Genomic DNA, 26221 nt, shown 5'->3' with positions numbered 1-26221 from the left:
CGCCTCTCTGCCTCCGGCCCGGATAGATTCAACCGGACGCCGGGACGCCAGTATGTCCGGCCGGTCCACCTGAGGGGATCGAGCCGGCGCCCAAAGACCCGGACAACACCCACGGAGCGCCTGGAGGGTTGATGCGGGCCGGCGTACGGATCGTCCTGGCCGGGGCCTTGGTCACGCTCCTCCTCCTGGCCCTACCGCGCTCGGCGGAGTGGTACGGCCTCCGGCTCGAGCGGGTACCGAACGCGGTGTTCCTCGGCGGCCTGCTCGGACTGGCGTTCGGGCTCCTTCGCGCCGGACGGCCGCGCTGGGCTCCGGCGTACGGCCCGTTGGTCCTCGCCCTGCTCGTCGTCTGGCTCGCGGTGGTCCCCCTCCCGCCGGCCCAGGTCGCGGTCCCGCTCGCCGCGCTCGCGAGCGCGGCGATCCTTGCCGGGTACGGCGAACTCGCTGGCCGGACCCTTCGGGCGGCCCGACCAGCCGGGCTGCGCCCCGTCACCGCGCTCGCCCTGGCCGCACTCGGCGCGCTCGCCGGCAGCGGCGTCGACGCGGCCCTCCTCTCGGCTGACACCCCGCCGTTCGGCTGGGCCGTCCTCGTCGCGGTCGGGTCGATCTGCCTCCTCGCCCGCCCGGCGGTGCCGGCCGGGCTGGTCGCGGTGCTGGCAATCCCGCCGCTGCTCCTCGGCACGCAGGTGCTCGCCACCGGCACCACGTGGTCGCCGTACGCCTCGATCACCGAGGCGTCCGGGAGCGAGGGGCCGATCCGGCTGACCCTCGACGGCGCGCCGGTGCCACCCCTTCGCGAGGCCGAGCCCCTGGTGCGGTCTGACCCCTTGGCCGCAGTGCCGTTCGACCAGGCCTCCGGTGGTCACCCGCCGCGCGTGCTGATCCTCGGCGCGGGCGCCGGCAACGAGGTCGCTCTCGCCCTCGCGCGGGGCGCCCACCAGGTCGACGCGGTCGAGGTGGACCCGGCGTTGGTCCAGTTCGGTCGCCGGCGCCACCCCGGCCAGCCGTACGCCGACTCGCGGGTGAGCGTCCACGTGACAGACCCGCGTACCTTCCTCGAGCGCGCCGATCCCGGCGCTCGCTACGACCTGATCCTCCTCAGCGCACGGATCGCGGGCGCGAAACTGCCGGGCGTTCCCACGCCAGGTTCGTCGTACACCCTGACCGCGGAGGCACTCACCCAGGCGCGCACGGTCCTATCCCCGTCCGGCGTCCTCGCCGTGAGTTACGACAGCACCGAGCCCCTCCTCGTCGGCCGGATCGACGCCACGGTCACGCGGGCGTTCGGCCACCCGCCCTGTGTCTACGACCAGGCAACTGGAACGCCGCTCATCCTGACCGTCAGGGCGAGGCCCGGGCAGCCCGATTCATGTCCTTCCCCGGGAGGTCAGGTCAGGACGTTGACCAGCCCCTCGGGCACCGGCAGCGACACCTCACCGGTGACCGATGACCGTCCCGCCCTCAGCCGGCACGGCGTCCCCTGGTCGTGGACGACGTGGGCGGCCCTCGCGCTGGTCACGGTCGCCGGCGTCGCGATGACGGTCTTCGCGCCCCCACACCGGCGGCGTCCCATCCGCGCGCGGGTCCGCCAGGGATGCGCCCTCGCGGACCGGGTCTGTGGCGGTGCCGCCGCCTGGCTGCTGGGCGTGGTCGCGGCCTCATGGGCGTCCCGGACGTTCGGGAGTACGTGGATGGTGGCGTCAGTCGTCCTCGCCGTCGCGCTCGCCGTGGTGGTGGCCGGGCTGGTGGTGGCGGCGTTCCTCGGCCGGCCGCGCGGGCCACTGGCATCGCAAACCGGCCGACCCAACCCGCCCGGCCCTGATCCCGCCACCTCTGCCGGGCTGGCCATCCTCGGCGTACTCCTCGGTGGGTGCCTCGCCTACGGGCTGCCGGTCCTGGGTACCGCGGCCGGGTTCGGAGCCGCCGGGGTCCTGGTCGCCTCCGCTGCCGGGATCCGCCTGCTCAGCTACCGCCGCCGGGCCGCCGCCACCCGGCCGCGCACTCGAATCCCCATGCCAGTGTGATCATCCGGCGTCGCGCGGGTATCCCAGCAGGTCCCGCAGCCGCGCCACCGATGCCTCCCAGGTCCAGCTCTCGCGGACCCAGGCCCGGCCACGCTCCCCCATCGCCCGAGCGCGGGCCGGATCGGCGAGCAGCGCACTGACCTTCGCCCCGACCGCGACCGGGTTGTAGGGATCGACGACGTACCCCGTCTCCCCATGGAGCACAGCGTCCGGCGCACCACCCGAGTCACCCACGATCACCGGCAGGGCGCTCGCCTGCGCCTCCAGGAAGACGATCCCGAGTGCCTCGGGCTCCAGCCCGCCGAGGCGGGTACGGCAGGGCATCGCGAAGACGGTGCCGGCGTCGAAGTACGGCGGGATGTCGGACCACGGGACCGCTCCGGCGAACACCACGTGGTCGCGTACCCCGGCCTCGTCCGTCAGCCGCTCGAGCGCCAGCCGGTGCGGGCCGTCGCCAACCACCAGAAGCACGGCGTCGGGAACCTCGCGCAGCACGTGCGGCCAGGCCCGGATCAGCATGTCCTGGCCCTTGCGTTCGGTGAGCCGGGCGACGCAGACGACGACCGGTCGGTCGGGAGCGATGCCCAACTGCTTTCGGACGACCTCACCACCGGTGCCCGGACGGAACGCCTCGACATCGACGCCGGGCGTCAGACGCGCCATCCGGGCGGCGTCGTCTGGGGCCACCGCCGCCGCGATCACCGAGCGGGTGTACTCCCCGAGGTAGGTGAGGACGTCAGTCGTCCGCCCGATCCGGCGCAGGGCCTGGCGAGCGAGGGGTACCCGCGCCCACCAGGTCTCGTGCCCATGCGTGAGCCCGACGATCCGCTCGGCGCCGGCCGCGCGTAACGCCGGAGCGAGGAGCCCGAGGGACGCCGCCGCACCGAAGACCACCCGGTCACAGCCTTCCGAGCGCATGACCTCGGTGGTACGCCGGGCGACCACGGGGGTCGGCAGGAGCGTGCCCGCCGGATCACGGATCACCGGGAACGGCAGCGTCGCGTCGTAGGCGCGGTCGCCTGGCATCGACGCGGTGTAGACCACCACCTCGGCGGGCGGCATCCGCTGGCACAGGGCGAGCACGAATGCCTCGATGCCGCCCTGGCGGGTCGGGAAGTCGTTGGTCACCACCAGAGTGCGCGCCACGTCTACCGACCCTATCCGGCTCTCCTGACCGGACCCACGCCGCGGCGTTCGACCGCGACCCCTAGCGCGCGGCCAGCGACGGGATCGGCGAATCGCCTTCGAGGACGGCCCACCAGCGCACGAGCGCGATCCGCTCCGGTGCGGTCGGATGGGTGGCGAACAGCCCGTACGCCAGGGGCGCCGGATCCAGCTCGCTCCGGTTGGTGACGGCGAGCCAGCGTTGTGTCATCGCGTAACCGGCCGGATCGCGGGTGACCTCGAGCGCATGGACGTCCGCCCGCGCCTCGACCCGCCGCGAGATGAGGTTCTGTAACGGGCCGCTGACCTGCATACCCAGAGCGACCAGCGCGAGCACGATCGCGACCGCCCGCGGATCGGCCACCGACGGCACACCGGCGCACCGGAGCACCCGGCGTACGTCCAGCAGCACCGCCAGCGCCACCACCCCGAGGCCGACGCCGAGTGCGCCGACCAGCGTGCCCCGAAGGACGTCCTCGTGCTTGGCGTGGCCAAGCTCGTGCGCGACGACGAACCGCACCTGCTGCGGCGTCGCCTCCTCCAGCAACGTGTCGTAGATGACCAGGCGCCAGGTCGGTCCGAAGCCGGAGACGTAGGCGTTCAACCGCGTCGTACGCCGGGACGCGTCGGCGATCAGCACCTCCTTGACGGCCACGCCGTCCTCGCGGGCGAGTTCGAGCAGAGACGTCCGCAGCGGTCCGGGCTGCATCGGTGCGAACCGGTTGTAGATCGGCTCGACGAACACCGGATAGACGTAGGACCCCACGAGCACCAGCACCGCGGCGCTGGCGGCCGCAGGCGCCCACCACCAGTGCGGAAACCGCCGCGCGAAGCCGACCAGTCCGGTGAGCAGCAGCACGGTGACGAAGGCGACGACGGCGAAGTCGAGCAGCAGGTCCAGCGCCCACGACCCCCAGGGCTGCGTCGAGATACCCCGCTCCCGCCGCCCGATCTCCAGCCAGAAGTCGAACGGCAGGGTCGCGATCCGGGTCACGACCATCACCACGAACGCGCCGAGCGGCACCCGCGCCCACCAGGGACGCAGGCAGGGCAGAACGCGCGCGCTCAGCCGGGCGCCGAGCCGGGTGAAGCCGAGCACGATCGCGGCGAGGAGGCCGACGGCGCTGGAGATGTACACGGGCAGCCGCACCAACTGGAACGCCTCGCTGCGCGCGATCTCGTCAGCGGTGAAGTCGGCCGTGATCGGAATGTGCGGCACGGGGGGTGCGGCCGCGACGTCCTCCCATGGCGCCCACGGCGTCGTGAAGAGCACCGCCGCGGCGAGACAACCGACCAGGACCGCCAGCACGACAAGTGCGGGCCGTCGAGCAATCCCCCGTTGGTTCACCTGCTATCCGCCCTGCTCTTCGCTATCCGCCCCTGCTCTTCACCTCTACATACCTGCGCCAGCGCGCGACGAAGTCCTCGCGGGTGGTGTTCAGCACGGTCTCGTAGGCCTCGTCCTGCTCAGCCTCGGACTTCGCGCCGTCCATCACGCGGTAGAACTCGACGAGTGTGTCTGTACCCCAGCGGTACGCGATGTATTTGCAGGCGCTCCATGCGGATTCGTAGGCCTGGTCGAGCGCCTTGGCCTGCGGATCGAAGTCGGGGCCGCCCGGGAGTTCCTCCGGGCCGCCCGAGCGGCGTACCTCCGCGAGGAACTCCTGCGCGATGACGGCGGTGGACAGCCCGGACTCGTGGAAGCCCACGTAGTCGGCGAAGCCTTCGGACAGCCAGACCGGCATCGTGCTCACCGTCGCGTGCGCGGCCACGTGGGTGGTCTCGTGGGTGAGAACGACGATCCGGCCGAGCGACCCGATCTTGTCGAAGGGTTCGGGGTTGAGCACGATGTGCGACGCCTTCGAGGGATCGACCCGGCCGACCGAGGTCGTCACCGCGGCCACGGCGTTCTGGCTGTCCGGCTCGACACCGACCATCCGCTCCATCTGCGCCTGCGTCGCCGGCACGATCACCACGACGTACTCCGGCCAGTCGTCACCCCACACCCGGCTCACCCGGGAGACGGAACGCTCCGCCGTTCGGGCGTAGCGTTCGAGCCGGCTCTGCGGGCCGGCGCCGATCACCATGGTGTGCTTGCTCCGCACGACCCCTACCGTGTCGGACAGCCACAGCGGTGTCGCCGCGCCGGAATCCGTACCCTCGCCGTCAGCCGCGAGATAGGTCACGCCCTGGCGTTCGACGAACACCGTGCGGAGGTCGGTCTTCCACAACTCGGGATCCGGACCCTCGAGCCGGAACGTCACGCCCACGTCGGCCACCCAGGCGGTGGGGCCCAGGACCTCGCGGCGCTCGGGCGTGAGCCCTCCCAGGTCCTCGACCAGCGACCCGAATCGGTAGTCGGTGACCCCCATCCGGACGAGATTGTCGAAGGTACGGGCCGCGACCTTCGCGAAGGTGGCTTCCTGCGGGTCGATGGTGGCGAGGTACGCGTCCCGGTCACGGTCACGGACAGCGGCCGCCTGTCTGGCGAGCAACTGCTGGGCCTGGTCGAAGCGTTCGGCCGCGAGGTGGCTGGCGCGACTCGACACGGTCGGAGCCGCCGGCTTCGTCAGGGGCGGGTCTGCCGGGCGCTGGGAGCCGGCTCGCAGATCGGCCGCCGACGGGATCGACGGGCCCTTGACCGGAGCCGCCTCGGACGTGAACAGCCCGAGGACGAGGACACCGCAGCCCAGAACGATCGCCGAAAGAACGAGAGTCCGCGCGTGAGACCCCGAACGTCGCCGCACCCGCCGGGGAGGATCGCCCATCACCCTCGCATCGTACGAAAAAGGGACCGACCGCTCCGGGAGAAACGGCCGGCGTTGGGCTGGGAGCCTCGCCGGTCAGCCCGCCGTCGGGCAGGTTGACCGGCGAAACTCCCGGCCGTCAGGGTCGTCATCTGCGAGGTCGCGCGACCTTCTTAGCCAGGCCGGACCGCGCCGGCGTACGGCATGTAGCTGATCGGGCTGTATTCGACGTTCTTGCCGGGGCGGGGCGCGTGGATGACCATGCCGTTGCCGGCGTAGATGCCGACGTGGTGCATGTCACTGTAGAAGATCACCAGGTCGCCGATCTGGAGCTGCGACCGCGAGATCTTCGCCGAGCCGGCGTACTGCTGACGCGAGGAGTGCGGGAGCGACACGCCGGCCTGGCGCCAGGCCATCATCGTCAGGCCCGAGCAGTCCCAACTGCTTGGACCGGCCGCGCCGAAGACGTAGGGCTCACCCAACTGTGCGCGGGCGAAGGCCAGCGCGGTCGCGCCACGACCACTGCCAGGCGGCGGAGCCGGCGGCACGCGGTCGCCACCGCCACGGGAGGAGCGGTCCCTCGCCCGCTCACGTTCCTCGGCCGCCCGGAGCCGGCGGCGTTCTTCGGCCGTGAGGCGGTCGAGGAGTGCCTTGGCCTTGGCGGCGTTGCGGTCGGCGACCTTCTTGCGCGCGGTCGCGGCGTCCTTGGCCTCGCGATAACGACTGAGCTCGGCCTCGCGGGCGGCCTTCTGCTCGGACAGGCGCTTCTGCTCGGACTGAAGCCGCTTCAGCATGTCACCCTGCTGACCGGCGAACGCCTTCGCCGTGCTCATCTGGGCCAGGAACTCATCGGGATTGTCGGCCACGAGCAGCTGCACGGTGGTGTCGAAACCACCCGTGCGGTACTCAGCCGCGGCGAACTGGCCGATGTCGGTGCGGAGAGCGGCGAGCGTCTTCTGTTGTCGGTCGACGTCGGCGGAGAGTTTGCGGACCCGCCGGTCGATGGCCCGCATCTGGTCGCCGAGCTCGTTGGCCTGCTCGGTGACCTTCTCTGCCTCTTCGTACAGCTTGTCGACCTGCTTGCGAACCTCGCTGATCTTTGGTGTCGGCTCCGCGTAACTCGACGAAGGAACAGCGGTGACGACGGCGAGCGTGGCGGCTCCGAGTGCGAGGATCACTCGCCCTGGAGGGCGCTTCCGGCGGTTCGACACGGGCGTGAGGGCCCCTTCCTTCCTCGGACGCCTACCGGGTGAGCTGACGGGTTCGGGCCGGAAGTAGCCCTACGGAATGCCCGCGGCAAGGTGCGCCGCGACCGCTCCGATTCACCCCGGAAAACGTGGGTCCCCGGCTCCCAGTCAGGAGGGCCTGACCGGGATTAGGCGAAGCATCTGCGCCGACCGGGCTGGCCAGCTCACGCAAACAGATGCTAGGCGGGGGACTTTAGTGATCATTTCGTGATCCTTCAAATCCCCACGGCGTGTTGCATTCAACATCACCAAATGTGCCCATAACTTGGCGCGCCAAATCCAATACGAAGAGCGAGAAGATAGTCGTATTGTGGTCGCTCCCTTACATTCCGGCGCGGTGAGTCTGGAATTCGGAAGCCTCCGGCGCCGCCGGCGTGAGACGCAGCGGAGGGAGCAAGCCGGAATCGGCCAGCACCCTGAGCGCGAGGCGGTCGGCCTCGTCGAGCTCGATCCCCGCCGGCGGCTCGCCGAGAATCACCGTGACCACGCAGCCTCCACACCCTCGCCCCCGTAGAGCGCAGTGATCGCAATCGATCAACATCATGCCTCCGTCGCGCCTTCCGTCCGTGCGTTGTCGAGGACGTTAGACATGACCACCGACAGCCACCGGCTGATCAAGATGCGACACCTTCCAACGAGGTGCGAGCGCTACCGCGCCAGAAGCCGCACCAGAAGGTCGGAGGAGATCGGCCGGGCGCCCGACCGGCGTACGCCATCGGCCACCTCCCGATCGCTCGACACGACCACGACCGGGCGGCCAGGAGGCTCGGCCACCACGATCTGGCGGATGACGTCGTCCGCGGTGACCCCTTCCGGGCTGAACCGCACCCGGACCCCGCGCGGTACCGACACCGGCGGTGGGACGGGCAGGTTCGCCCCGTCGAACACGCAGGTGATCTCCGCTCCCGTCTGAGCCGCCAGGCCGCCGAGGGCGCTCACGAGGCGGGTGCGCTGGCTCTCCAGCGGCAGTGCCGGCCAGGCGGTCTTGGTCACGTTGTACCCGTCGATGACGAGGTGGACCTGCGGAAGTCCGAGAAGCGTCTCGAGTGACACGACGTCCTCAGGGCCTGAGATCTGGCCGCCGGGCGAGGGTTCGTGCGCGGCGACGGTGTCAGCCGGCCGGGAACGCACCGGAGGAAGGGCCAGCTCGCGCCGCAGCCCCTGGGCCGCATCGACCAGGGTGTCGACCAGGAGCCGGAGCCGGACGCTCGCGACATCCCGGCCCTCACGGGTCGCCCGCCGGGCCTGCTCCCCCGCCGCCTCCGCGTCAGCCAGCCGCGCCCGGAGCCGGCGTACCTCCGCGTCGATCCGCGCGACGTCGGCGACCGCCTGCTCCCGGGCACGCGCGGTGAGTTCGGCGTTGCGGGTCGCGAGGTTCTCAGCGCTCGCCACCCGGTCGCGGGTCTGCCGGAGGGTACGCCGGAGCGTGGCGTTCTCTTCCTTCAACGCCGCGAGTTCCGCCCGCAGGCGTTCCCTTTCCTGCCGCGCGCTCGCCCGGGCCGCGGCCACCTGGTCGCGCAGGCGGGCGGCCGACTCGGCCTCCCGATCGCCGGCCTGGCTCGCCGACTCGCGGTCGAGGTGGTCCAGCACGTCCTCGACGATGGCCACCCAGCCGGTGGGGCGCAGGAGGTACGCCGCCGCGGCCACGTCCAGCGGATCCACCGCGGCCGGTTGGCGACCCTGCTCCAGCGCCGCGGCCAGCTCCGGTGTGAGCGTCCGGACCCGCGCGGCGACCCGGCTCCGGAACTCCTCGTCGGTGTCCACGGCCGCGCCGATCGGCGTCGCCGCCAGCCGCGCGCGGCGGGTGGGAGCGAACCGCGCGAACGGTCTGAGCGCCACCGGGACGGCGTCCGCGGGTAGGTCACCGAGGGTGTCGGAGGCCAGGCCCACGACCCTCTGACGCACGGCCTCAGGAAGCGGCCTGCTGAGGTCGCCGGGTCCGTCGTCAGCCGTGGCTGGTCCGTTGCTCACGGCTGCGAGCGTAATTGGCCGGCTCGCAAGCCCTCGCAGCCGCGCCACCGCTCCAGCTCTGTCGTACGACAGAATCTGGCCGGTGAGACGCCTGCCGCACGGCTACACCAACCTGACGGTCGGCGACGGGAGCGTCGTCGTGAAGACGTACGCCGGACCTGACGGGCCCAAGCGCAGGGAGCGCGAGCGGGCGGTGCTCGGCGAACTCGCCGGCCGGCTGCCCATTCCTCCGCTGTTGGCCGACGACGGGACCGAGCTGCGGGTGGGGTTCATGCCAGGCATTCACGGCCAGGAACTCCTCGCGCCTGACGTCGACAGCGGCCAGGCGAGGTCCGTGCTCGCCGCGTGCGGAGCCACCCTCGCTCGGATCCACCGGACCGAACTCGAGGGGCTTCCGCACGTCCTTCACCCGGTGGCCGCCGCACGCACCGAGGCGACGACGCGCACCGCGGGGCGGGTGCTCGTCCACGGCGACTACGGACCCAACAACCTGCTGCTCGACCCCGCGACCACGACCGTGACGGCGGTGCTCGACTGGGAGTTCGCCCACATCGGTGATCCGGTGGAGGACCTCGCCTGGTGCGAGTGGATCGTTCGTACGCACCATCCTGACCGGATTGGGCTGCTCGACGCGTTCTTCGACGCATACGCCGGGGAGATCCCGCCCTGGCCGGTCCGCAAGGCCGCGATGATCGCACGGTGCGAGGAACTCCTCGCGTTCTGTATTCGATGGGATCCGGACGGCTCGGGGGTGGCGCAGTGGCGCCAACGACTCGCCGACACGTCGGTCTGGCGCACGTGAAGATGTGGTGCGCGTATCGGCCCGGTTAACATCCGCTGGGTGACGACAAAGAACCGCGCGAACCTGCTGTACCAACTTCAGTACGCCGTCCGAAATCCCGCGAAGGTCGCGCCGTATGCCCGCCGGCTGGCCCGAGACCTGATCCTGCGGGCGCGCAGCCGCGACCACGTGAGCTACTACCGCGCCGTGATGAAGTCAGACACCTCACGAAGCGCCGAGGCGGCGGTGGGCAGCAAGTCACACGACCGCTGGCTCGCGCTGGGCAAGATGCAGTTCGACTACCTCCTCGAGCACGGCCTGAAGCCCACCGATCGCATGCTGGAGATCGGATGCGGCAACCTCCGGGCCGGCCGGCTCTTCATCGACTACCTCGAGCCGGGGCGCTATTACGGCCTCGACATCTCCCCCGACATCCTCATCGCCGCGACGGAGACGCTCGCCACGCACGACCTGCAGGACAAGGTGCCCCATCTCACGCCGGTCCGTAACCTGACCTTCGCGTTCCTGCCGGACTCCTACTTCAACGTCATCCACGCCCACAGCGTCTTCTCCCACTCCCCTCTCCACGTGATCGAGGAGTGCTTCGCCCACGTCGGCCGGGTGCTCGCTCCGGACGGCTTCTTCGACTTCACCTTCGACCGCACCGAGGGCCGGGAGCATCACGTGCTCCACGAGGACTTCTACTACCGCACCGAGACCCTCGTCACGCTCGCCGAACGCCATGGCCTGCAGGCCAGGTTCATGGCGGACTGGGAAAAACGTCCGCACGGCCAGTCCAAGATCCGCGTCAGCCGCGGCTGAGACCTCCCCACCCTGAGACCTCCCCCACCCCTGAGACCTCCCCACCCCCACTGTGCGGTTCCAGCCCCGCTCGGGCTTCGCCCGACCGGGCCCACCCCCGCCTCCACCTCGGCGCGTCGGTCGTAGGACTTGTCGGTGGCCGCCCGTAGCGTCGACTTCATGACCGCGCAGGTAACTCCCGGGTCCCCGCCGGGCAGGCCCCTCACCGGCCCACTCGTCGGCGTGCAGGCCAGTTTCGACGAGCTGGGCACGCCTCTGCGCGACGTCACCTTCTGCGTCGTCGACCTGGAGACCACGGGTGGCTCGCCAGAGAGTTCGGAGATCACCGAGATCGGTGCCGTGAAGGTCCGGTCGGGTGAGGTGCTCGGCGAGTTCCAGACGCTGGTCAACCCGGGCGCGTCCATCCCGCCGTTCATCGCCGTGCTCACCGGCATCACCGACGCGATGGTGGCGAGCTCCCCCACCGTCGACCAGGCGGTCCCGGCGTTCCTGCAGTTCGCTGAGGGATGCGTGCTCGTCGCTCACAACGCCCCCTTCGACGTCGGCTTCCTGCGCGCGGCGGCGACCGCACACGGCCGCCCGTGGCCGTCATTCGAGGTCATCGACACCGCCCGGCTGGCTCGCCGGGTGCTCACCCGCGACGACACGCCCGACTGCAAGCTGGCCACACTCGCGCGGGTTTTCCGGTCGAGCACGACCCCGAAACACCGCGCACTCGCCGATGCCCGGGCCACCGTCGACGTCCTCCACGGGTTGTTCGAACGCCTCGGCCCGCTCGGGGTCCAGACGCTGGAGGAGCTGTCGACGTTCAGCTCCCGGGTCACGCCCGCCCAACGCCGCAAGCGGCACCTCGCTGACAGGCTGCCGCACGTGCCCGGTGTCTACCTCTTCACCGACGACCGGGGGCGGGTGCTGTACGTCGGAAAGTCCAAGGACCTCCGCACCCGGGTCCGCACCTACTTCACCGCGTCCGAGACCCGTTCGCGGATGGGCGAGATGGTGGGGCTCGCCGCCGACGTCACCGGACTCGAGTGCGCGACACCGCTGGAGGCCGAGGTGCGTGAGCTCCGGCTCATCGCCACGCACAAGCCGCGCTACAACCGCCGGTCCCGCTTTCCCGAACGCGCCACCTGGCTCAAGGTCACCGTCGAGCCCTTCCCGCGCCTGTCGCTCGTCCGGGACGTCAAGGCCGACGCCGCCACCTACCTCGGCCCGTTCGGTTCCCGGCGGGTTGCCGAGCAGGCGGTCAACGCCCTGCACGAAGCCTTCCCGATCCGGCAGTGCACGAGCCGGCTCGCCCGTTCACCGCGGGGCGGCTCCGCGTGCGTCCTCGCCGAGATGGGCCGGTGTGTCGCCCCCTGCGTCGGAGCGGTCGACGTCGAGGCGTACGCCACCCATGTCACGGCGGTGCGGGCCGCGATCGCGACAGACCCGCAGCCGGTCATCGACGCGGTGATCCGGCGGATCCGGGCCTTCACCGCTGACGCGCGGTTCGAGGAGGCGATCGTTCACCGCGACCGGATGGCCGCCTTCGTCCGCGCCGCCGCCCGCAGCCAGCGGATGAGCGCACTCGCCCGATGCCCCGAGGTGGTCGCCGCCCGCCGTACCCCCGAAGACGGCTGGGAAGCCCACGTGATCCGCTACGGTCGGCTCGCCGCCGCCGGAGTCGTGCCAGCCGGCCACCCCGCCCGCGCGGGAGTCGACACCATCGTGGCCGGTGCTGAGACGGTCGAGGCGCCCCCGCCGCCCAAGCCGGCCGCGACCGCCGAAGAGACCGAGCGGATCCTCGCCTGGCTCGAGCAGCCCGGCGTCCGCCTGGTCGAGCTGGCCGGCGAGTGGAGCTGCCCCGTCGACGGTGCGCAGGCCCACACCGCCTGGTTGGACACCGCGTACGCCGCACGAGATGGCGTCGTACCCTGCGAAGACCGCAGGCGCCTGCGGCCCGTCCACCAGCCGGCGCGGTGAGAGCTGGTCCCACCACAGTCCGGTCGTACGCCCGAAGGAGGCACCGTGATCACGGCGATCGTGTTCGTCCAGGCAGATGTCGCTCGCATCCCCGAGGTGGCTGAGGAGATCGCCGCCCTCGAGGGCGTGAGCGAGGTCTACTCCGTGACCGGTGAGATCGACCTGATCGCACTGGTCCGGGTACGCGAGCACGACGAGATCGCCACCGTCGTCGCCGACCGGCTCAACAAGGTGCCCGGCGTGCTCGCGACCGAGACGCACATCGCGTTCCGGGCCTACTCCCAGCACGACCTCGAAGCGGCGTTCAGCCTCGGGCTGCCAGACGCCTGACACAGACCACCTCTACCCTGTGGCGCATGACCGAAAAGGGGCCTGGTTGGTACGTCGACCCTTCGGGGCTGCCCGACACGTTTCGCTGGTGGGACGGTCGCCAGTGGACGCAGGCCCTGACCTCCGACCAGACCTCACCGGCGCCGGCACCGGCCGATGCGGCCCCGGTGGTGCCGCCCGGCCAGAGTTCCGAAGCCGCGGTTGACAGACCAGCCGATGCCGTGCAGCCCCCAGCATCGGCGGCACCGCTCAGCGAAGCCCACCAGGGCGGATCCGCTCCGCCTCCCGAGCCTCAACAGTCCGGCGGTCAGCCGTACGGAGGGCAGCCGTACGGAGGGCAGCCGTACGGAGGGCAGCCGTACGGAGGGCAGCCGTACGGAGGGCAGCCGTACGGTGGGCAACCACCCGCGGGCCAACATCCCGGGCGGCATCCGGCGGGCGAGCACCTCGGATGGCAGCAAGCCGGCCGGCCACAACCGGCCACCTCGGGCGCTGACCAGTCCGTGCGACTGCCGTCGGGTTCGGTACCACCGCCTCCTGGCGCGCCCGGTCCGGGTTACCTCCCCTGGTCGCACTCCGCGCCGCCCAGCGGCCCGACCGAGGTCCTGAGCACCGGCGGCGAGCCACCCGCACCGGATGGCTCGCGGCGGCTGGTTGTCGTCCTGATCGCGGTCGCCGTGGTCGCGGTACTCGCCGCGGGCGGTGCCTACCTGGCGTTCTTCCGCGACTCTGACAGCAACGTCGCGAGCCCGACCACCAGCCCCACTCCCACCCAGGAGGACCAGCCGGCTCCTTCGACGTCCCCCACACCGAGCCTCGCGCCGTCGAGTTCGCCGTCAGCGGCGCCGTCCACATCGGCCTCCCCCAGCAGTCCGCCCGCGCGGACGAGCAGCCCTTCGCCGGATCGGCCCGCGCCTGCTGGTGGTCCGCGGCTCCGGTTCACGCCGCTACCGAGCCCGTGGATCGAGGACGACGGGGCGGCCGGCCTCCTAGCCAACGGGTACGCCCAGGCGCGGGTGACCGAGGAGGGTTACAACGGCAAGGACAACTGGGTGGCGCTCGCCGCCACCGGCGACGTCGACCCCCGGTGGTTCGACCCGAAGGACCTCGCGCGAAGCGCCGACGGCGCGGCCGAGTGGTTCGCGGGCGAAGGCTTCGTGGGGGCCAAGGTCACCCGCGACACCGAAGCCAGCAGGTCACTCACCATCGACGGTCGGCCGGCGCACCTGCTCCGGCAGCATTTCGCCTACCGGATCCCGGACCTCACCTCCCGTGGGGAGACCGTCTATCTCGTGGTCGTGGATCTCGGCAATGGCAGCAGCGGCGCCGTCTTCGTCGCGTCGGTGCCCGACACCAATCCCGCCCTCAAGCAGGACATCGAGAAGGCGATCCAGTCGCTGAAGGTCGTCAACTGACCGTCATGACGCGCCGCCGCGGAGCACGGTGTGACGCTGCCAGACCCCGAGGACACGGCACGGTGCCGACTAGAGCTATGTGAGATGGCTGGTCGGTGGGGTGAGTGGTGAGTGGAACCCGCTCGAGCCTCGTCTCACACTCTGATCAATCCAGGGGGTTGTCTCACATTGCGTACACCTGGCGGGTACTTCACATGGCTAGCACCTGCCTTGCATGGCGTCCATGCCATGTGAAGCCCCTAATGACCACGTATACGTGGTCATTAGGGGCTGAGCCAGCCCTCACCGGAAGGCCGGATCTACGGGATACGCCCTAGCTGGCGGCCGCGCGCACCCAACGGTCGAGGACGGCCGCGGCGTGTCCTTCGTCCACGGATGCCTCCACCCGGGAGTACGCCGTACGGATCCGCTCCACCAACGGGGCGTCAGCCGCGTCGTGGACCGCCAATGCGGCTGCCGCGTTGAGCAGCACTGCGTCACGCACAGGTCCCCGCTCACCGGCCAGCAGGCGCCGGCACACCTCCGTGTTGTGTGCGACGTCGCCGCCGCGCAGGGCGTCGGCCGGCGCCGGACGGATACCGAGATCCGCCGGGTCGAGGCGTTCCTCACTCACCGTGCCGTCCTGCACCACCCACACCCGCGAGGTGGTCGTCGTGGTCAGCTCGTCGAGTCCGTCGTCGCCGCGGAACACGAACGCCTCCACGCCGCGGGCGGCGAACACCCCGGCGATGATGCCCGCGACCCGCGCGTCAGCCACGCCGACCGCCTGGGCCTGCGGCCGCGCGGGGTTGCACATCGGGCCGAGCAGATTGAACGTCGTGGGGACGCCGAGCTCGCTGCGTGCCTGCGAGGCGTGGCGCATCGCAGCGTGGAAGCGAGGAGCGAAGCAGAACGTGATGCCGACCTCGCTGCCGATCTCGGCGACTCGCGCGGGCTCGAGGTCGAGAGGGATCCCCAGGGACTCCACCAGGTCGGCCGCACCACACAGGGACGAAGCGCTTCGGCCGCCGTGCTTGACGACCCGCGCCCCCGCGCCGGCGACGACCAGCGCCGCCATCGTCGAGATGTTGACCGTGTGAGCGCCGTCACCACCAGTGCCCACGACGTCGACGGTGCGTCCGGGGACCTCGATCGTCCTGGCCTGCGCGTACATCGCGCGTACGAACCCGTCGAGCTCCTCGACGGTCTCGCCCTTCACCCGCAGAGCGACGGCGAAGCCCGCGATCCGCACAGGTGTCACCTCACCGCTGAGGATCTCACCCATCGCCCAGGTCGCCTGCTCGACACTGAGATCTTCACGGCGCAGCAACGCGCCGAGCACATGCGTCCAGGTGAGGAGGGCGGGCTGGTCCGCCATCTCGGCCTCCAGAAGGGTGGGGCGACGGCTCAGCGTGCCGACGAGGCCGCGAGCCGCTTGCGGGCCAGCGTGACGGTCGTCCGGCACAGCGCCACCGGGTCGAGGGGGTAGGGCACCGCGGCGTCGGCTCGCGACCAGGTGGCCAGCCAGGCGTCCTGGACCCGGCCGGTGAGGACCAGGATCGGCGGGCAGTGGAAGATCTCGTCCTTCAACTGGCGAGCGAGTCCCATCCCACCCGCCGGCACCGCCTCGCCGTCGAGGATGACCACGTCGATCCCGCCAGCATCGAGCGCCTTGAGGACCGCGGGCTGGGTCGCGCACTCGAGGAACTCCACCGGCGGTAGATCCCGCTCGGGACGCTTGCCGATTCCGAACTTCACCTTGTCACGGGTGTTGCGGTCGTCGGAGTAGACGAGGACCCGGAGGGGACCAGTGGAGTCCCCGGAGCTGGAGCCGTTGGGGGACGCGGTGTTTTCAGCGCTCATCGGCATGTCCTCGGCGAGGGTGTGTGGGCGGGCATCGAACGACGTACCGCCGTGATGCTACCGCTCGGGTCACCCCCGCACGCTGGCCGGCCGCCACCGGCCGCGGCCGTGGTTCCACGTCACATACGGCGCCTCGACGTCGTCTAGGGAGTACCGGCGCCAGCCCGCGCCGCCGCTCTGGTGAGCTCGAGGTTGCGAGGTATCGGCACAGCGATGAGGTACGAACCTTCTGCGCGGCACGCCACGGCTTTGGGGGTCCCCCCGAGTCGTCCCCCGCCGACCGACATAATGGCCGACGTGGCGACAGCAACCGTAGAGCCAACCGCTCGCTTCCACGGCCATCCCAACCGACCGTCGATGGTCAGTGTCGGGACGATTGTCTGGCTCGCAAGCGAGCTCATGTTCTTCGCCGCGCTCTTCGCGTCCTATTTCACGATCCGCGCGGTTTCGCCGGAGTTGTGGGCGCAGGAGACCGCGAAGCTCAACGTCCCCTTCGCGTTCGTCAACACGACGGTGCTGGTGCTGTCGTCCGTGACGTGCCAGATGGGGGTCTTTGCCGCCGAGCGTGGCCAGGTGGGTCGCGAGGGCAGCCTGCTGAATCCCGCGAACTGGGGCATGCGGGAGTGGTTCGTCCTCACCTACGTGATGGGGGCGTTCTTCATCGGCGGTCAGACCTACGAGTACGCCGAACTGTTCTCCGAGGGCGTGACGCTCTCCTCGACCGCGTACGGCTCGGTGTTCTTCCTCACGACCGGGTTCCACGGCCTGCACGTGACCGGCGGTCTTCTCGCCTTCCTGCTCGTTCTCGGCCGCACCTTCATGACTCAGCGGTTCACCCACGAGCAGGCGGTCAGCGCGATCGTCGTGTCCTATTACTGGCACTTCGTGGACGTCGTGTGGATCGGGCTTTTCGCGACCATCTATCTCATTAAGTAGGACGGAGCCGGCAGACGTGCGCTTCGGGGTCCGGGGTCGTTCCCGGTTGAACACTGGCGGGGACCGGGGTCGCCCCCGGTTGAACACTGGCGGGATTCGGGTTGGTTCCCGGATCAGCGCAGTCCTCTCAGCCCGGCGGCGCCATCGCTTCGCCGGTGCTGTCGTCGTCATGATCGCCCTCGGGGCGTTCGGTGGCGCCTATGCCTTGGCTTCGCCGTCGTCGAAAGCTTCGGCGGACGCCGCGCAGGCAACACAGATCGAGGAGGGCCGCAAGCTTTTCGCGGTGAGTTGCTCGTCCTGCCACGGGCTCAACGCCCAGGGGACGAACGAAGGACCCACCCTCATCGGTGTGGGTGCCGCCGCCGTCGACTTCCAGGTGGGCACGGGTCGGATGCCGGCCCAGCAGCCCGGTGCGCAGATCCCGCCCAAGAAGGTCGTCTTCAGCGACGAGGAGATCGCCGCGCTGTCGGCGTACGTCGCGTCGCTCGGCCCGGGCCCGTCGGTGCCCAGCAAGGAACAGCTCAACACGTCCGACCTCACGGACGCGGAGATCGCCGAAGGCGGCGAGCTGTTCCGTACCAACTGCGCGTCCTGCCACAACGTGGCCGGCAAGGGCGGCGCGCTGACGTGGGGCAAGTACGCACCCAACCTCACCGGCAGTAGCCCGCGGCACATCTACGAAGCAATGCTCACCGGCCCGCAGCAGATGCCGGTGTTCTCCGAAGCGGTGATCACGCCGGACGACAAGCGGAAGATCATCGGGTATCTCGAGGCGCTCAAGACCGAACCAAGCCGCGGCGGGTTTGGCCTTGGCGGGCTGGGTCCGGTCACCGAAGGGCTCGCCACCTGGATCGTCGGCATTGGTTCGCTCGTCATCATCACCGTATGGATCGCGTCCAGGGGTCAGAAGGTGAAGGGAGTCAAGGGCAAATGAGTAGCGATCTCAGCTCTCACGGCGAGGTCGCGATCCCCGACGCCAGCGGCGCCGGCGATCCGATCCCAGACCCCGGTCTCCCACCGCACGAGCCCCGTCTCACCGACGTCGACGAGCAGGCGGCCAAGCGGGCCGAACGCCAGGTCGCCACGTTGTTCGGGCTCGCTGCTCTGCTGATCATCGCGTTCGTGGTCGCCTACCTGGTCGTCCCCCGCCACGCGGCGTTCCTGGGCTTCGGCGCGTCCAACCTCGCCCTCGGCAGCACCCTCGGCCTCGCCCTGCTCTTCATCGGCGTGGGCGCGGTCCAGTGGGCGCGGAGGCTCATGGACGACCACGAGATCGTCGAGGAACGCCACTCCTCCAGCTCCTCCGAGCAGGACCGCGCCGAGGCGATCGCGGTGGTCCGGCAGGGTGCGGACGAGAGCGGCATCGGGCGTCGCACCCTGATCCGGCGTACCCTCATCGGCGCCGTCGCCACGCTGGGGATCGCGCCGATCATCCTGCTGGCCGACCTTGGGCCGCTGCCGGGTAACAAGTCCGCCCACACGATCTGGCGCCGGGGCACCCGGATCGCCAACGACGTGACGTTCAAGCTGCTGCGCCCAGAGGACCTCGAGCTCGGCCAGCTGGTCAACGCCGTACCCCTCACGTTGGAGGATCTGCCTGAGGGCAAGGAGCGCAACAACGCCCGAGCGAAGGCCTCGGTGATCCTGGTGCGGATGGAGGAGAACCAGATTCGTGCCCTCCCCAACCGCAAGAACTGGGGCGTGGGCGGGATCCTCTGCTACTCCAAGGTCTGCACCCACGTGGGCTGCCCGGTCAACCTCTACGAGCGGGTCACCCGCCACGTTCTGTGCCCATGCCACCAGTCGACCTTCGACCTCGCCGACAACGGTCGGGTGGTCTTCGGACCCGCCGCGCGGTCCCTGCCTCAGCTGCCGATCATGGTTGACGCCGACGGGTACCTCGTGGCGCAGAGCGACTTCACCGAGCCGGTCGGACCGAGCTACTGGGAGCGCGGATGAGCAGCGCCACACCGAAGGCGGTCAGCGCACCGCTGGAATTCCTCGACGAGCGGGTAGGCCTCGCGAAGCTGGTCAAGAGCAACCTCCGCAAGGTCTTCCCCGACCACTGGTCGTTCCTCCTGGGCGAGATCGCGCTCTACAGCTTCATCGTCCTGTTGTTGTCCGGCACGTTCCTCACCCTGTGGTTCAAGCCGAGCATGCAGGAGATCGTCTACAACGGCGCCTACGGCCCGATGCAGGGCCTGCACATGTCGGAGGCGTTCGCGTCGACGCTGGATATCTCGTTCAGCGTCCGCGGCGGTCTCCTGATGCGGCAGATCCACCACTGGGCGGCGATGCTGTTCATCGGGGCGATGACCATCCACATGCTCCGGGTCTTCTTCACCGGCGCATTCCGTAAGCCGCGCGAGATCAACTGGCTGATCGGCACGATCCTGCTGCAGCTCGGCCTGATCGAGGGCTTCACCGGCTACTCCCTGCCCGACGACCTGCTGTCGGGCACCGGCCTTCGCTTCGTCGAGGGTCTGATCCGGTCGGTTCCGGTGGTCGGCACCTACGTGTCGTTCTTCCTCTTCGGCGGCGAGTTCCCCGGCGACGCGATCATCCCGCGGCTCTACCCCATCCACATCCTGTTGCTGCCAGGGTTGATCCTCGCCCTGGTCGCCGCCCACATCGGGCTGGTCGTCTACCACAAGCACACGCAGCACACCGGCTCAGGACGTACCAACAAGAACGTCGTCGGCTATCCGCTGATGCCGGTCTACATGGCGAAGGCCGGCGGATTCTTCTTCATCGTCTTCGGCGTGACCGCCCTCATGGGCGCGTTGTTCCAGCTCAACCCGGTCTGGATCTACGGTCCGTACAACGCCGCCCAGGTGGGCGCTGGCACGCAGCCCGACTGGTACATGGGCTGGGTCGAGGGCGGTCTGCGGATCATGCCCAACTGGGAGACCCACATAGCCGGCTTCACGATCAGCTGGAACATCTTCATTCCAGGCGTCGGTCTCCTCGGTCTGCTCGCCGTCGTTATGTCGATCTACCCGTTCATCGAACGTTGGGTCACCGGCGACAACCGTGAGCACCACCTCCTCGACAAGCCCCGTAACCAGCCCACCCGGACGGGGTTCGGTGTCGCTGGCATGACCTTCTACGGCCTGCTGTGGATCGGCGGCGGCAACGACATCATCGCGACCACGTTCCACCTCGCGATCAACGACATCACCTGGTTCCTCCGTATCGCGATCTTCATCGGGCCGGTGATCGCCTTCATGATCACGAAGCGGATCTGCATCGGCCTACAGCGCCGTGACCGTGACAAGCTGCTCCACGGCACGGAAAGCGGCATCGTCATGCGGCTGCCCCACGGTGAGTTCATCGAGGTGCACAAGCCGCTGCCGATGGAGCAGGCCTACGAGCTGGCCGCCCACGACCGGCAGGAGCCGCTCGACATCGGCGCCGGCGTCGACCACAACGGCGTCGAGGCCCCCAACCGCCGGATCCTCCGCCTGCGGGCACGGGTGTCCCGCTTCTGGTTCGGTGACGCGGTGCAGAAGCCGACCGCGGGAGAGCTCGAAGCGGCGCACACGCACGGTCATGGGCACGACGACGGGCACGGCGAGCTCGAAGCTGGCGAGTCCGAGGCGCACCGGCCGGAGGTCGGCGCCGGCAGCGGCAAGACCCCGACCTAGAGCGACTGAGCTTCCTGGCTCCTATCGGGTGCCGCGACCACGATGGTTGGTCGCGGCACCCGATTCGTTTGTGCGCTTGGCATCCAGGGCTCTCCCGCCTCTGGCCCCGTCACGGCAGGCCGGGCGCCGGCGGGTTGGTTCATGATCAAGTCCGAGAAACTGTTCATTCCAGGCCGGTTCGGTGAACAGCTTCTCGGACTTGATCATGAACGGCCTAGCTGTGCCGAGGAGTTGTCCGAAGGAACGGCACCGATCTGCGCGGGGGTGTCGACGACACGGGGGCACCTTCGGAAAGTCGTACGGCACCCAGCCACCCCGGGTTCAGAGCCCGTCAGAGCCGTCAGCCGGGCTGGGGCGTGTCCCGTAGATCTTCGTTGAGGTCCTGGGGTTTGCCTGGCCGTTGTGGATGAGGAGCGGCCTGGTGCTTTGTGAGGTGGTGGCTGGCCGGTGAGGTGAGCGGTGACAACTAACGACAACCGGAACCCGCGCGAGCCTCGTCTCACACTCTGATCAATCCAGGCGTTGTCTCACATCGTGTACACCGGCGGGTACTTCACACGGCTAGCACCTGCTTTGCATGGCGTCCATGCCATGTGAAGCCCGTAATGACCACGTATACGTGATCATTACGGGGCAGGCCCCCACCAGGAAGCCGGATCTACCGGACAGGCCCGTCGACGGCGCACAAGCTTCGAAGTCGCTGGCACATGCTCAGGGCCCGGGCGCGCTGTCCGCCAGCTCGCCCGGGCCCAAGCACCAATCACGCCGATCAGAGCGCCTACTTCAGCGCGCTACCGGCCTTCCACGCACCCCACGACATGTTCCAGTCGCCAAAGCCGTTGCCGTAGATTGGCATGCGAACCTTGGTGCCGGTCGTCTCGACCGGATCGCCGACCTTTGAGTTGTGCCACAGCCAGTCGGAGTTAGCGGTGTTCATGCCGATGCAGCCGTGGCTGACGTTGGAGTTGCCCTGAGCACCGGTGGACCAGGCGGCAGTGTGAAGGAACTCACCACTCCACGTCACCCGCAGCGCCCACTTCGACGTCAGCCGGTAATGCTCGCGCTCACCGATCGCTTCGTTCCGGAAGAGCACGTTGGTGCGCTTCTCGAGGATGACCTTGGTGCCGCTCCGGGTCTCCCAGCCGTCCATGCCGCCGGTCACCGGGATGGTGCGGGCAAGCTTGCCGTCAACGTAGACCTTCATCTTGTGGTTCTTGAGGTTCACCTTGCTGACGACGGAGCGACCTACGGTGAACTTACGGACCTTGTCCTTGATCCCCCACGCGCCGTCACCGGCGTTGACGCCCTTGGTGTTGACGTTGAGGGTCACCTCGGTGTGGCTGGGCCAGTAGGTCTTGGGGCGGTAGTGGACCTCGCGCGAGTTGAACCAATGCCAGGAACCCTCGACCGGCTTGGAGGTCTCCACAACGAGCCGCTCCTCAACCGCGGCCCTGTCCTTGACGGACTGGGTGAACTTCACGACGATCGGCATCCCCACGCCGACGGTGCTGCCGTTGAGCGGCATGATGTCGGTGCCGAGGACCTTCTCCGGACCCGCGGTGGTGAACGTCTGGCTAGCCGTGGTGCGCTGCCCGTCGGCGTTAACCGCCTCGGCCTCGACGTTGTACGTAGTGCTCGGGACCAGCTCTTCGGTGGCGGTCCAGGTGGTGCCACCGTCGCCCACGCCGCCCTCGAGCTCAGCGCCCGTCTGGGTGGTCACCTCAACCTTGGTGAGCGTGCCGCCCGATGCCGTCACCTCGACCTTGGAGTCGAGCTTGATGTCGGCAGCGTCCTTCGCTGGCGCCACCGCGATCCGGGCGGCAGGCGTCGGTGTCTTGCTGGGGGTCGCGACGGCCCCCTTGTTGTTACCCCGTCCCGGATTCGCGTTCGCCTCGATCGGCGTCCCCCCCGACTCCGCCTGGCAGCCGGCCAACAAGGCCACGGCCACCAAGGCGGCAAGGAAGCCCATGACACGCGGCCGTGATGCCGAGCGCCCCCGTCGTCCCATCTTGACTCCCTGTGTCGGCGGGCCTGGTCAGGCCTGCGCAATCCCCTCATGAAGGCAATCCTTCGCTTGAAGGACGCCCCCTGCCCCAAAGAAGTTGCATGCCGATCTACGTCAAAGAAAAGACCACTCACACGTCATGAACGGTGACGGTCAGTGTGCGTGCTCGCCTCGGTAGTACTCGAAGACGAAGCCCAACACCGACACCGTGCCGAAGCCCGCGCCGATGAGGAACAACCACCAGCCGAACACGATGCCCAACACACACACCGCGAGCGACAGGGCACAGAACAGCGGCCACCAGCTGTACGGGCTGAAGAAGCCGACCTCCCCCGCACCCTCCTCGATCTCAGCGTCCTTGCGGTCTTCGGGACGTGGCCCGATCCGCCGTGCCGTCAGCAGCGCGTAGAACGCGATGAGCAGGGCGAGCAACGTGGTCAGGACCAGCGCGCTGGTGCCCGTCGGGTCGTACGACAGGAACCAGTAAACCGGCGTGACGATCACGAAGAACGCAGCCAGGATCACAAAGATGATCCCCTCGACCTTCACGAACGGTCCTCCCGCTTCTCGTTCGAGATCGTCTCTTGCACATGCTCACGGCGACCCGACAGGTCCGGAGCGTCGGCGACGCCGGCTCCCACCGGAGCCGTGACGAGTTCGCCGAACGCGATCTCGGGGTGGTGGAGGTCGAACGCCGGACTCTCCGACCGCACCCGCGGGATCGACGTGAAGTTGTGGCGTGGTGGCGGCGATGAGGTCGCCCACTCCAGCGAGCGGCCCCAACCCCACGGGTCATCGACCTCGACCTTCGGGCTCCGGAACGACTGGAAGACGTTGAGCAGGAAGGGCAACGTCGACATGCCGAGCAGGAAGGCGCCCACGGTCGACACGGTGTTGAGGGTGGTGTAACCGTCGCTCACCATGTAGTCGGCGTACCGGCGCGGCATGCCCTCGACACCGAGCCAGTGCTGGACCATGAACGTCAGGTGGAAGCCGAAGAACAGCGTCCAGAAGTGGATCTTGCCGAGCCGCTCGTTGAGCATCCGCCCGGTCATCTTCGGCCACCAGAAGTAGAAGCCCGCGAACATCGCGAACACCACCGTGCCGAAGACCACGTAGTGGAAGTGGGCCACCACGAAGTAAGTGTCGCTGACGTGGAAGTCCAGCGGTGGCGAGGCGAGGATGACGCCCGTGAGACCGCCGAACAGGAAGGTCACCAGGAAGCCGACCGACCACAGCATCGGTGTCTCGAAGGTCAACGACCCCCGCCACATCGTGCCGATCCAGTTGAAGAACTTGATGCCGGTTGGTACGGCGATGAGGAACGTCATGAACGAGAAGAACGGTAGGTTGACGCTTCCCGTCACGAACATGTGGTGGGCCCACACCGCCACGGACAGGGCCGCGATCCCCATGGTGGCGATGATCATGCCGATGTAGCCGAACAACGGCTTGCGGCTGAACACCGGCAGGATCTCGGTGATGATGCCGAAGAACGGCAACGCGATGATGTAGACCTCGGGGTGACCGAAGAACCAGAACAGGTGCTGCCACAGCAACGGCCCGCCGTTGGCCGGGTCGAAGATGTGGGCACCGAACAGCCGGTCGGCCTCCAGCGCCAGCAGCGCACCCGCCAGGATCGGGAAGGCGATCAGCACGAGCACGCTCGTCACGAGGATGTTCCAGGTGAAGATCGGCATCCGGAACATCGTCATGCCCGGCGCCCGCATGCAGAAGATCGTCGTGACGAAGTTGACCGCGCCGAGGATGGTGCCAAGACCCGAGAGATAAAGGCCCATGACCCACAGGTCACCACCGACGCCCGGTGACCGGACCGCGTCGGACAGGGGCGCGTAGCCGGTCCAGCCGAAGTCGGCCGCACCGCCCGGCGCGAGGAACCCCGACAGCACGATGAGACCGCCCAGCAGGAACAGCCAGTAGCTGAACATGTTGAGCCGCGGGAACGCCACGTCGGGCGACCCGATCTGCAGCGGCATGATCACGTTCGCGAAGCCCACGAAGAGCGGGGTCGCGAAGAGGAACAGCATGATCGTGCCGTGCATCGTGAAGAGCTGGTTGAAGATCTCCTCACCCTTGGCCTGGCCGAGGACCTGCATGCCCGGTCGCGCCAGCTCCGACCGCATGAGGAGGGCCATCAGCCCACCGACGAGGAAGAACGCGAAGGACGTGATGAGGTAGAGGTTCCCGATGACCTTGTGATCGGTGCTCGTGATCCACGAGACCAGGATCCGGCCAGCGGACCGCTTCCGTTGGGGAGCGGCGCCGACCGCGGTCGTCGCCGGGCGTTCGCCGAGAATCGTCACTTGGTCACTCCCTCAGCAGCACGGCTCCCGGATTCGAGGCCCTGCTGGGTCGTCGAATGCGCGCCTCCGGTGACCTCACCGGTCTGTCCCTTGGCCTTGAGCTCCCTGAGGTGGGCGATGTACTCCTGCTTGCTCACCACGTGCACCGTGAAGAGCATCCGCGAGTGGAGTACGCCACACAGCTCCGCACACTTGCCGGCGAACTCGCCCTCCTTGGTGGGGGTGAGCTCGAAGTAGTTTTCCTTGCCCGGAATGACGTCCAGCTTGAACAGGAACGCCGGGACGAAGAACGAGTGGATGACATCCGGGGAGTTCAGCTTGAACCCGACCTTCTCACCGACCGGGAGATAGAGCGTCGGGAGCTCCCCAGGCGTCCCGGTCTCCCAGACCGTGGTGCCGACCTCGGGGTTCTCGAGGTAGTTGAAGGTCCAGCTCCACTGCTGGCCGATGACGTTGACGACGTTGGCCGGCGGGTGCTCCTTGTCGACCTTCAGGATGGCGTTCTGGTCGCGGATCGTGAAGTAGAAGAGCACCGCGATGATGACAAACGGGACCGCGGAGTAGAGGATCTCGATCGGCAGGTGGTAGCGCGTCTGGGGCGGGACCGAGTCGTCACGGCGGCGGTAGGCGATGACCGCCCAGATGATGAGTCCCCACACGAGCACGCCGACGGCCAGCGCGGCGATCCAGGCTCCCTGCCACAGGCTCAGCGTGTGGGTGGCCCGGTCACTGGCCGGGGGCGGCATGCCGACACGCTTCCACGTATCAAGCTCCTGGGCGGAGCACCCGCTCGCCAGCAGCACCACGAACCCCGCAAGAGACGCCACGGAGGCCCTGCGTAGGACACGGCGTGGCGAGCGTTCGCCAGCGTTCGACCTCACGGGATGCCTTTCTCCCTTCGGACCCGCACGTCACCGACAGTCGGGACTGTCCGGCGGACCGCGATGCAACCTCGTATCAGCGACAGAACCCTACTCGGAGGACTCCCCGGCTCGGTGACG

General features: G+C 69.1%; 22 protein-coding genes and 1 riboswitch. Of the genes, 10 read left to right on the top strand and 12 right to left on the bottom strand.

From position 1 onward, the window contains the following. Positions 1-131 precede the first annotated feature (131 nt). Positions 132-2024, top strand: coding sequence for a spermidine synthase family protein (locus tag B141_RS0101285; RefSeq protein ID WP_020573356.1), 1893 nt, complete (start codon positions 132-134; stop codon positions 2022-2024). Here B141_RS0101285 and B141_RS0101280 read toward each other — a convergent pair whose 3' ends face one another. From B141_RS0101280 to B141_RS0101255, 6 genes are all read right to left on the bottom strand, one after another. Continuing rightward, entirely contained in the window at positions 2025-3170 is a 1146-nt protein-coding gene (locus B141_RS0101280) for a glycosyltransferase family 4 protein (RefSeq protein WP_020573355.1), read from the bottom strand. Between the two features lie 61 nt (positions 3171-3231). After that, positions 3232-4536: a M48 family metallopeptidase gene (locus B141_RS0101275; protein ID WP_084678033.1), complete on the bottom strand. Its 1305-nt coding sequence runs from the start codon at positions 4534-4536 to the stop codon at positions 3232-3234. A 22-nt stretch (positions 4537-4558) separates the two neighbouring features. Next, a complete protein-coding gene (locus B141_RS0101270) occupies positions 4559-5956 on the bottom strand; it encodes a gluzincin family metallopeptidase (RefSeq protein WP_020573353.1) in 1398 nt (465 codons plus the stop codon). 152 nt (positions 5957-6108) lie between these two features. Beyond that, positions 6109-7146: a C40 family peptidase gene (locus tag B141_RS0101265; RefSeq protein WP_026256794.1), complete on the bottom strand. Its 1038-nt coding sequence runs from the start codon at positions 7144-7146 to the stop codon at positions 6109-6111. A 13-nt stretch (positions 7147-7159) separates the two neighbouring features. Continuing rightward, positions 7160-7327: riboswitch (cyclic di-AMP (ydaO/yuaA leader) on the bottom strand. A gap of 177 nt (positions 7328-7504) precedes the next feature. Continuing rightward, complete coding sequence (locus B141_RS38370) at positions 7505-7669, bottom strand: hypothetical protein (RefSeq protein ID WP_020573351.1); 165 nt, start codon at positions 7667-7669, stop codon at positions 7505-7507. A gap of 161 nt (positions 7670-7830) precedes the next feature. Then, positions 7831-9153, bottom strand: a complete 1323-nt coding sequence (locus B141_RS0101255; protein WP_020573350.1) for an NYN domain-containing protein — start codon at positions 9151-9153, stop codon at positions 7831-7833. Between the two features lie 82 nt (positions 9154-9235). Between B141_RS0101255 and B141_RS0101250 the strand changes: the two genes are divergently transcribed. From B141_RS0101250 to B141_RS0101225, 5 genes are all read left to right on the top strand, one after another. Then, complete coding sequence (locus B141_RS0101250; RefSeq protein ID WP_020573349.1) at positions 9236-9955, top strand: phosphotransferase family protein; 720 nt, start codon at positions 9236-9238, stop codon at positions 9953-9955. 39 nt (positions 9956-9994) lie between these two features. Next, positions 9995-10756 (top strand): class I SAM-dependent methyltransferase, encoded by a 762-nt coding sequence (locus B141_RS0101245; protein ID WP_020573348.1) that lies wholly within the window; start codon positions 9995-9997, stop codon positions 10754-10756. 159 nt (positions 10757-10915) lie between these two features. Next, positions 10916-12721 (top strand): DEDD exonuclease domain-containing protein, encoded by a 1806-nt coding sequence (locus tag B141_RS0101240; RefSeq protein ID WP_040420333.1) that lies wholly within the window; start codon positions 10916-10918, stop codon positions 12719-12721. Between the two features lie 45 nt (positions 12722-12766). After that, on the top strand, positions 12767-13051 hold the full coding sequence (locus B141_RS0101235; protein WP_020573346.1) for an Lrp/AsnC family transcriptional regulator: 285 nt from the start codon (positions 12767-12769) through the stop codon (positions 13049-13051). 26 nt (positions 13052-13077) lie between these two features. Continuing rightward, a complete protein-coding gene (locus tag B141_RS0101225; RefSeq protein WP_084678032.1) occupies positions 13078-14466 on the top strand; it encodes a DUF2510 domain-containing protein in 1389 nt (462 codons plus the stop codon). A 313-nt stretch (positions 14467-14779) separates the two neighbouring features. Here the strand turns inward: B141_RS0101225 and trpD are convergent, their stop codons facing one another. Next, a complete protein-coding gene (gene trpD, locus B141_RS0101220) occupies positions 14780-15823 on the bottom strand; it encodes an anthranilate phosphoribosyltransferase (RefSeq protein WP_020573344.1) in 1044 nt (347 codons plus the stop codon). A gap of 29 nt (positions 15824-15852) precedes the next feature. Next, complete coding sequence (locus B141_RS0101215; RefSeq protein ID WP_020573343.1) at positions 15853-16308, bottom strand: response regulator; 456 nt, start codon at positions 16306-16308, stop codon at positions 15853-15855. Between the two features lie 288 nt (positions 16309-16596). Between B141_RS0101215 and ctaE the strand changes: the two genes are divergently transcribed. From ctaE to qcrB, 4 genes are all read left to right on the top strand, one after another. Then, positions 16597-17244, top strand: coding sequence for an aa3-type cytochrome oxidase subunit III (gene ctaE, locus B141_RS0101210; protein ID WP_026256792.1), 648 nt, complete (start codon positions 16597-16599; stop codon positions 17242-17244). A 112-nt stretch (positions 17245-17356) separates the two neighbouring features. After that, a complete protein-coding gene (gene qcrC / locus B141_RS0101205) occupies positions 17357-18178 on the top strand; it encodes a cytochrome bc1 complex diheme cytochrome c subunit (protein ID WP_040420331.1) in 822 nt (273 codons plus the stop codon). After that, entirely contained in the window at positions 18175-19203 is a 1029-nt protein-coding gene (gene qcrA / locus B141_RS0101200; protein WP_020573340.1) for a cytochrome bc1 complex Rieske iron-sulfur subunit, read from the top strand. The genes qcrC and qcrA overlap by 4 nt, the downstream gene beginning before the upstream one ends. Next, entirely contained in the window at positions 19200-20891 is a 1692-nt protein-coding gene (qcrB, locus tag B141_RS0101195; RefSeq protein WP_020573339.1) for a cytochrome bc1 complex cytochrome b subunit, read from the top strand. The genes qcrA and qcrB overlap by 4 nt, the downstream gene beginning before the upstream one ends. Before the next feature lie 778 nt (positions 20892-21669). On the opposite strand, the gene B141_RS0101190 is transcribed toward qcrB, so the two are convergent. The 4 genes from B141_RS0101190 to ctaC form a co-directional block, all read right to left on the bottom strand. Beyond that, entirely contained in the window at positions 21670-22899 is a 1230-nt protein-coding gene (locus tag B141_RS0101190) for a L,D-transpeptidase (RefSeq protein WP_026256789.1), read from the bottom strand. 150 nt (positions 22900-23049) lie between these two features. Beyond that, positions 23050-23445, bottom strand: coding sequence for a cytochrome c oxidase subunit 4 (locus B141_RS0101185; RefSeq protein ID WP_020573337.1), 396 nt, complete (start codon positions 23443-23445; stop codon positions 23050-23052). Then, on the bottom strand, positions 23442-25220 hold the full coding sequence (ctaD, locus tag B141_RS0101180) for an aa3-type cytochrome oxidase subunit I (RefSeq protein WP_020573336.1): 1779 nt from the start codon (positions 25218-25220) through the stop codon (positions 23442-23444). Before ctaD ends, B141_RS0101185 begins: the two co-directional genes overlap by 4 nt. Then, positions 25217-26047, bottom strand: a complete 831-nt coding sequence (gene ctaC / locus B141_RS38365) for an aa3-type cytochrome oxidase subunit II (protein WP_157180726.1) — start codon at positions 26045-26047, stop codon at positions 25217-25219. The genes ctaD and ctaC overlap by 4 nt, the downstream gene beginning before the upstream one ends. Positions 26048-26221: the final 174 nt, after the last annotated feature.

Origin of the sequence: Actinopolymorpha alba DSM 45243 (genome assembly GCF_000373925.1) — a bacterium.
GTDB classification, from domain to species: Bacteria; Actinomycetota; Actinomycetes; order Propionibacteriales; family Actinopolymorphaceae; genus Actinopolymorpha; species Actinopolymorpha alba.
Note: the sequence above shows the minus strand (reverse complement) of the source record. Positions and strands in the feature narration are given on the sequence as shown.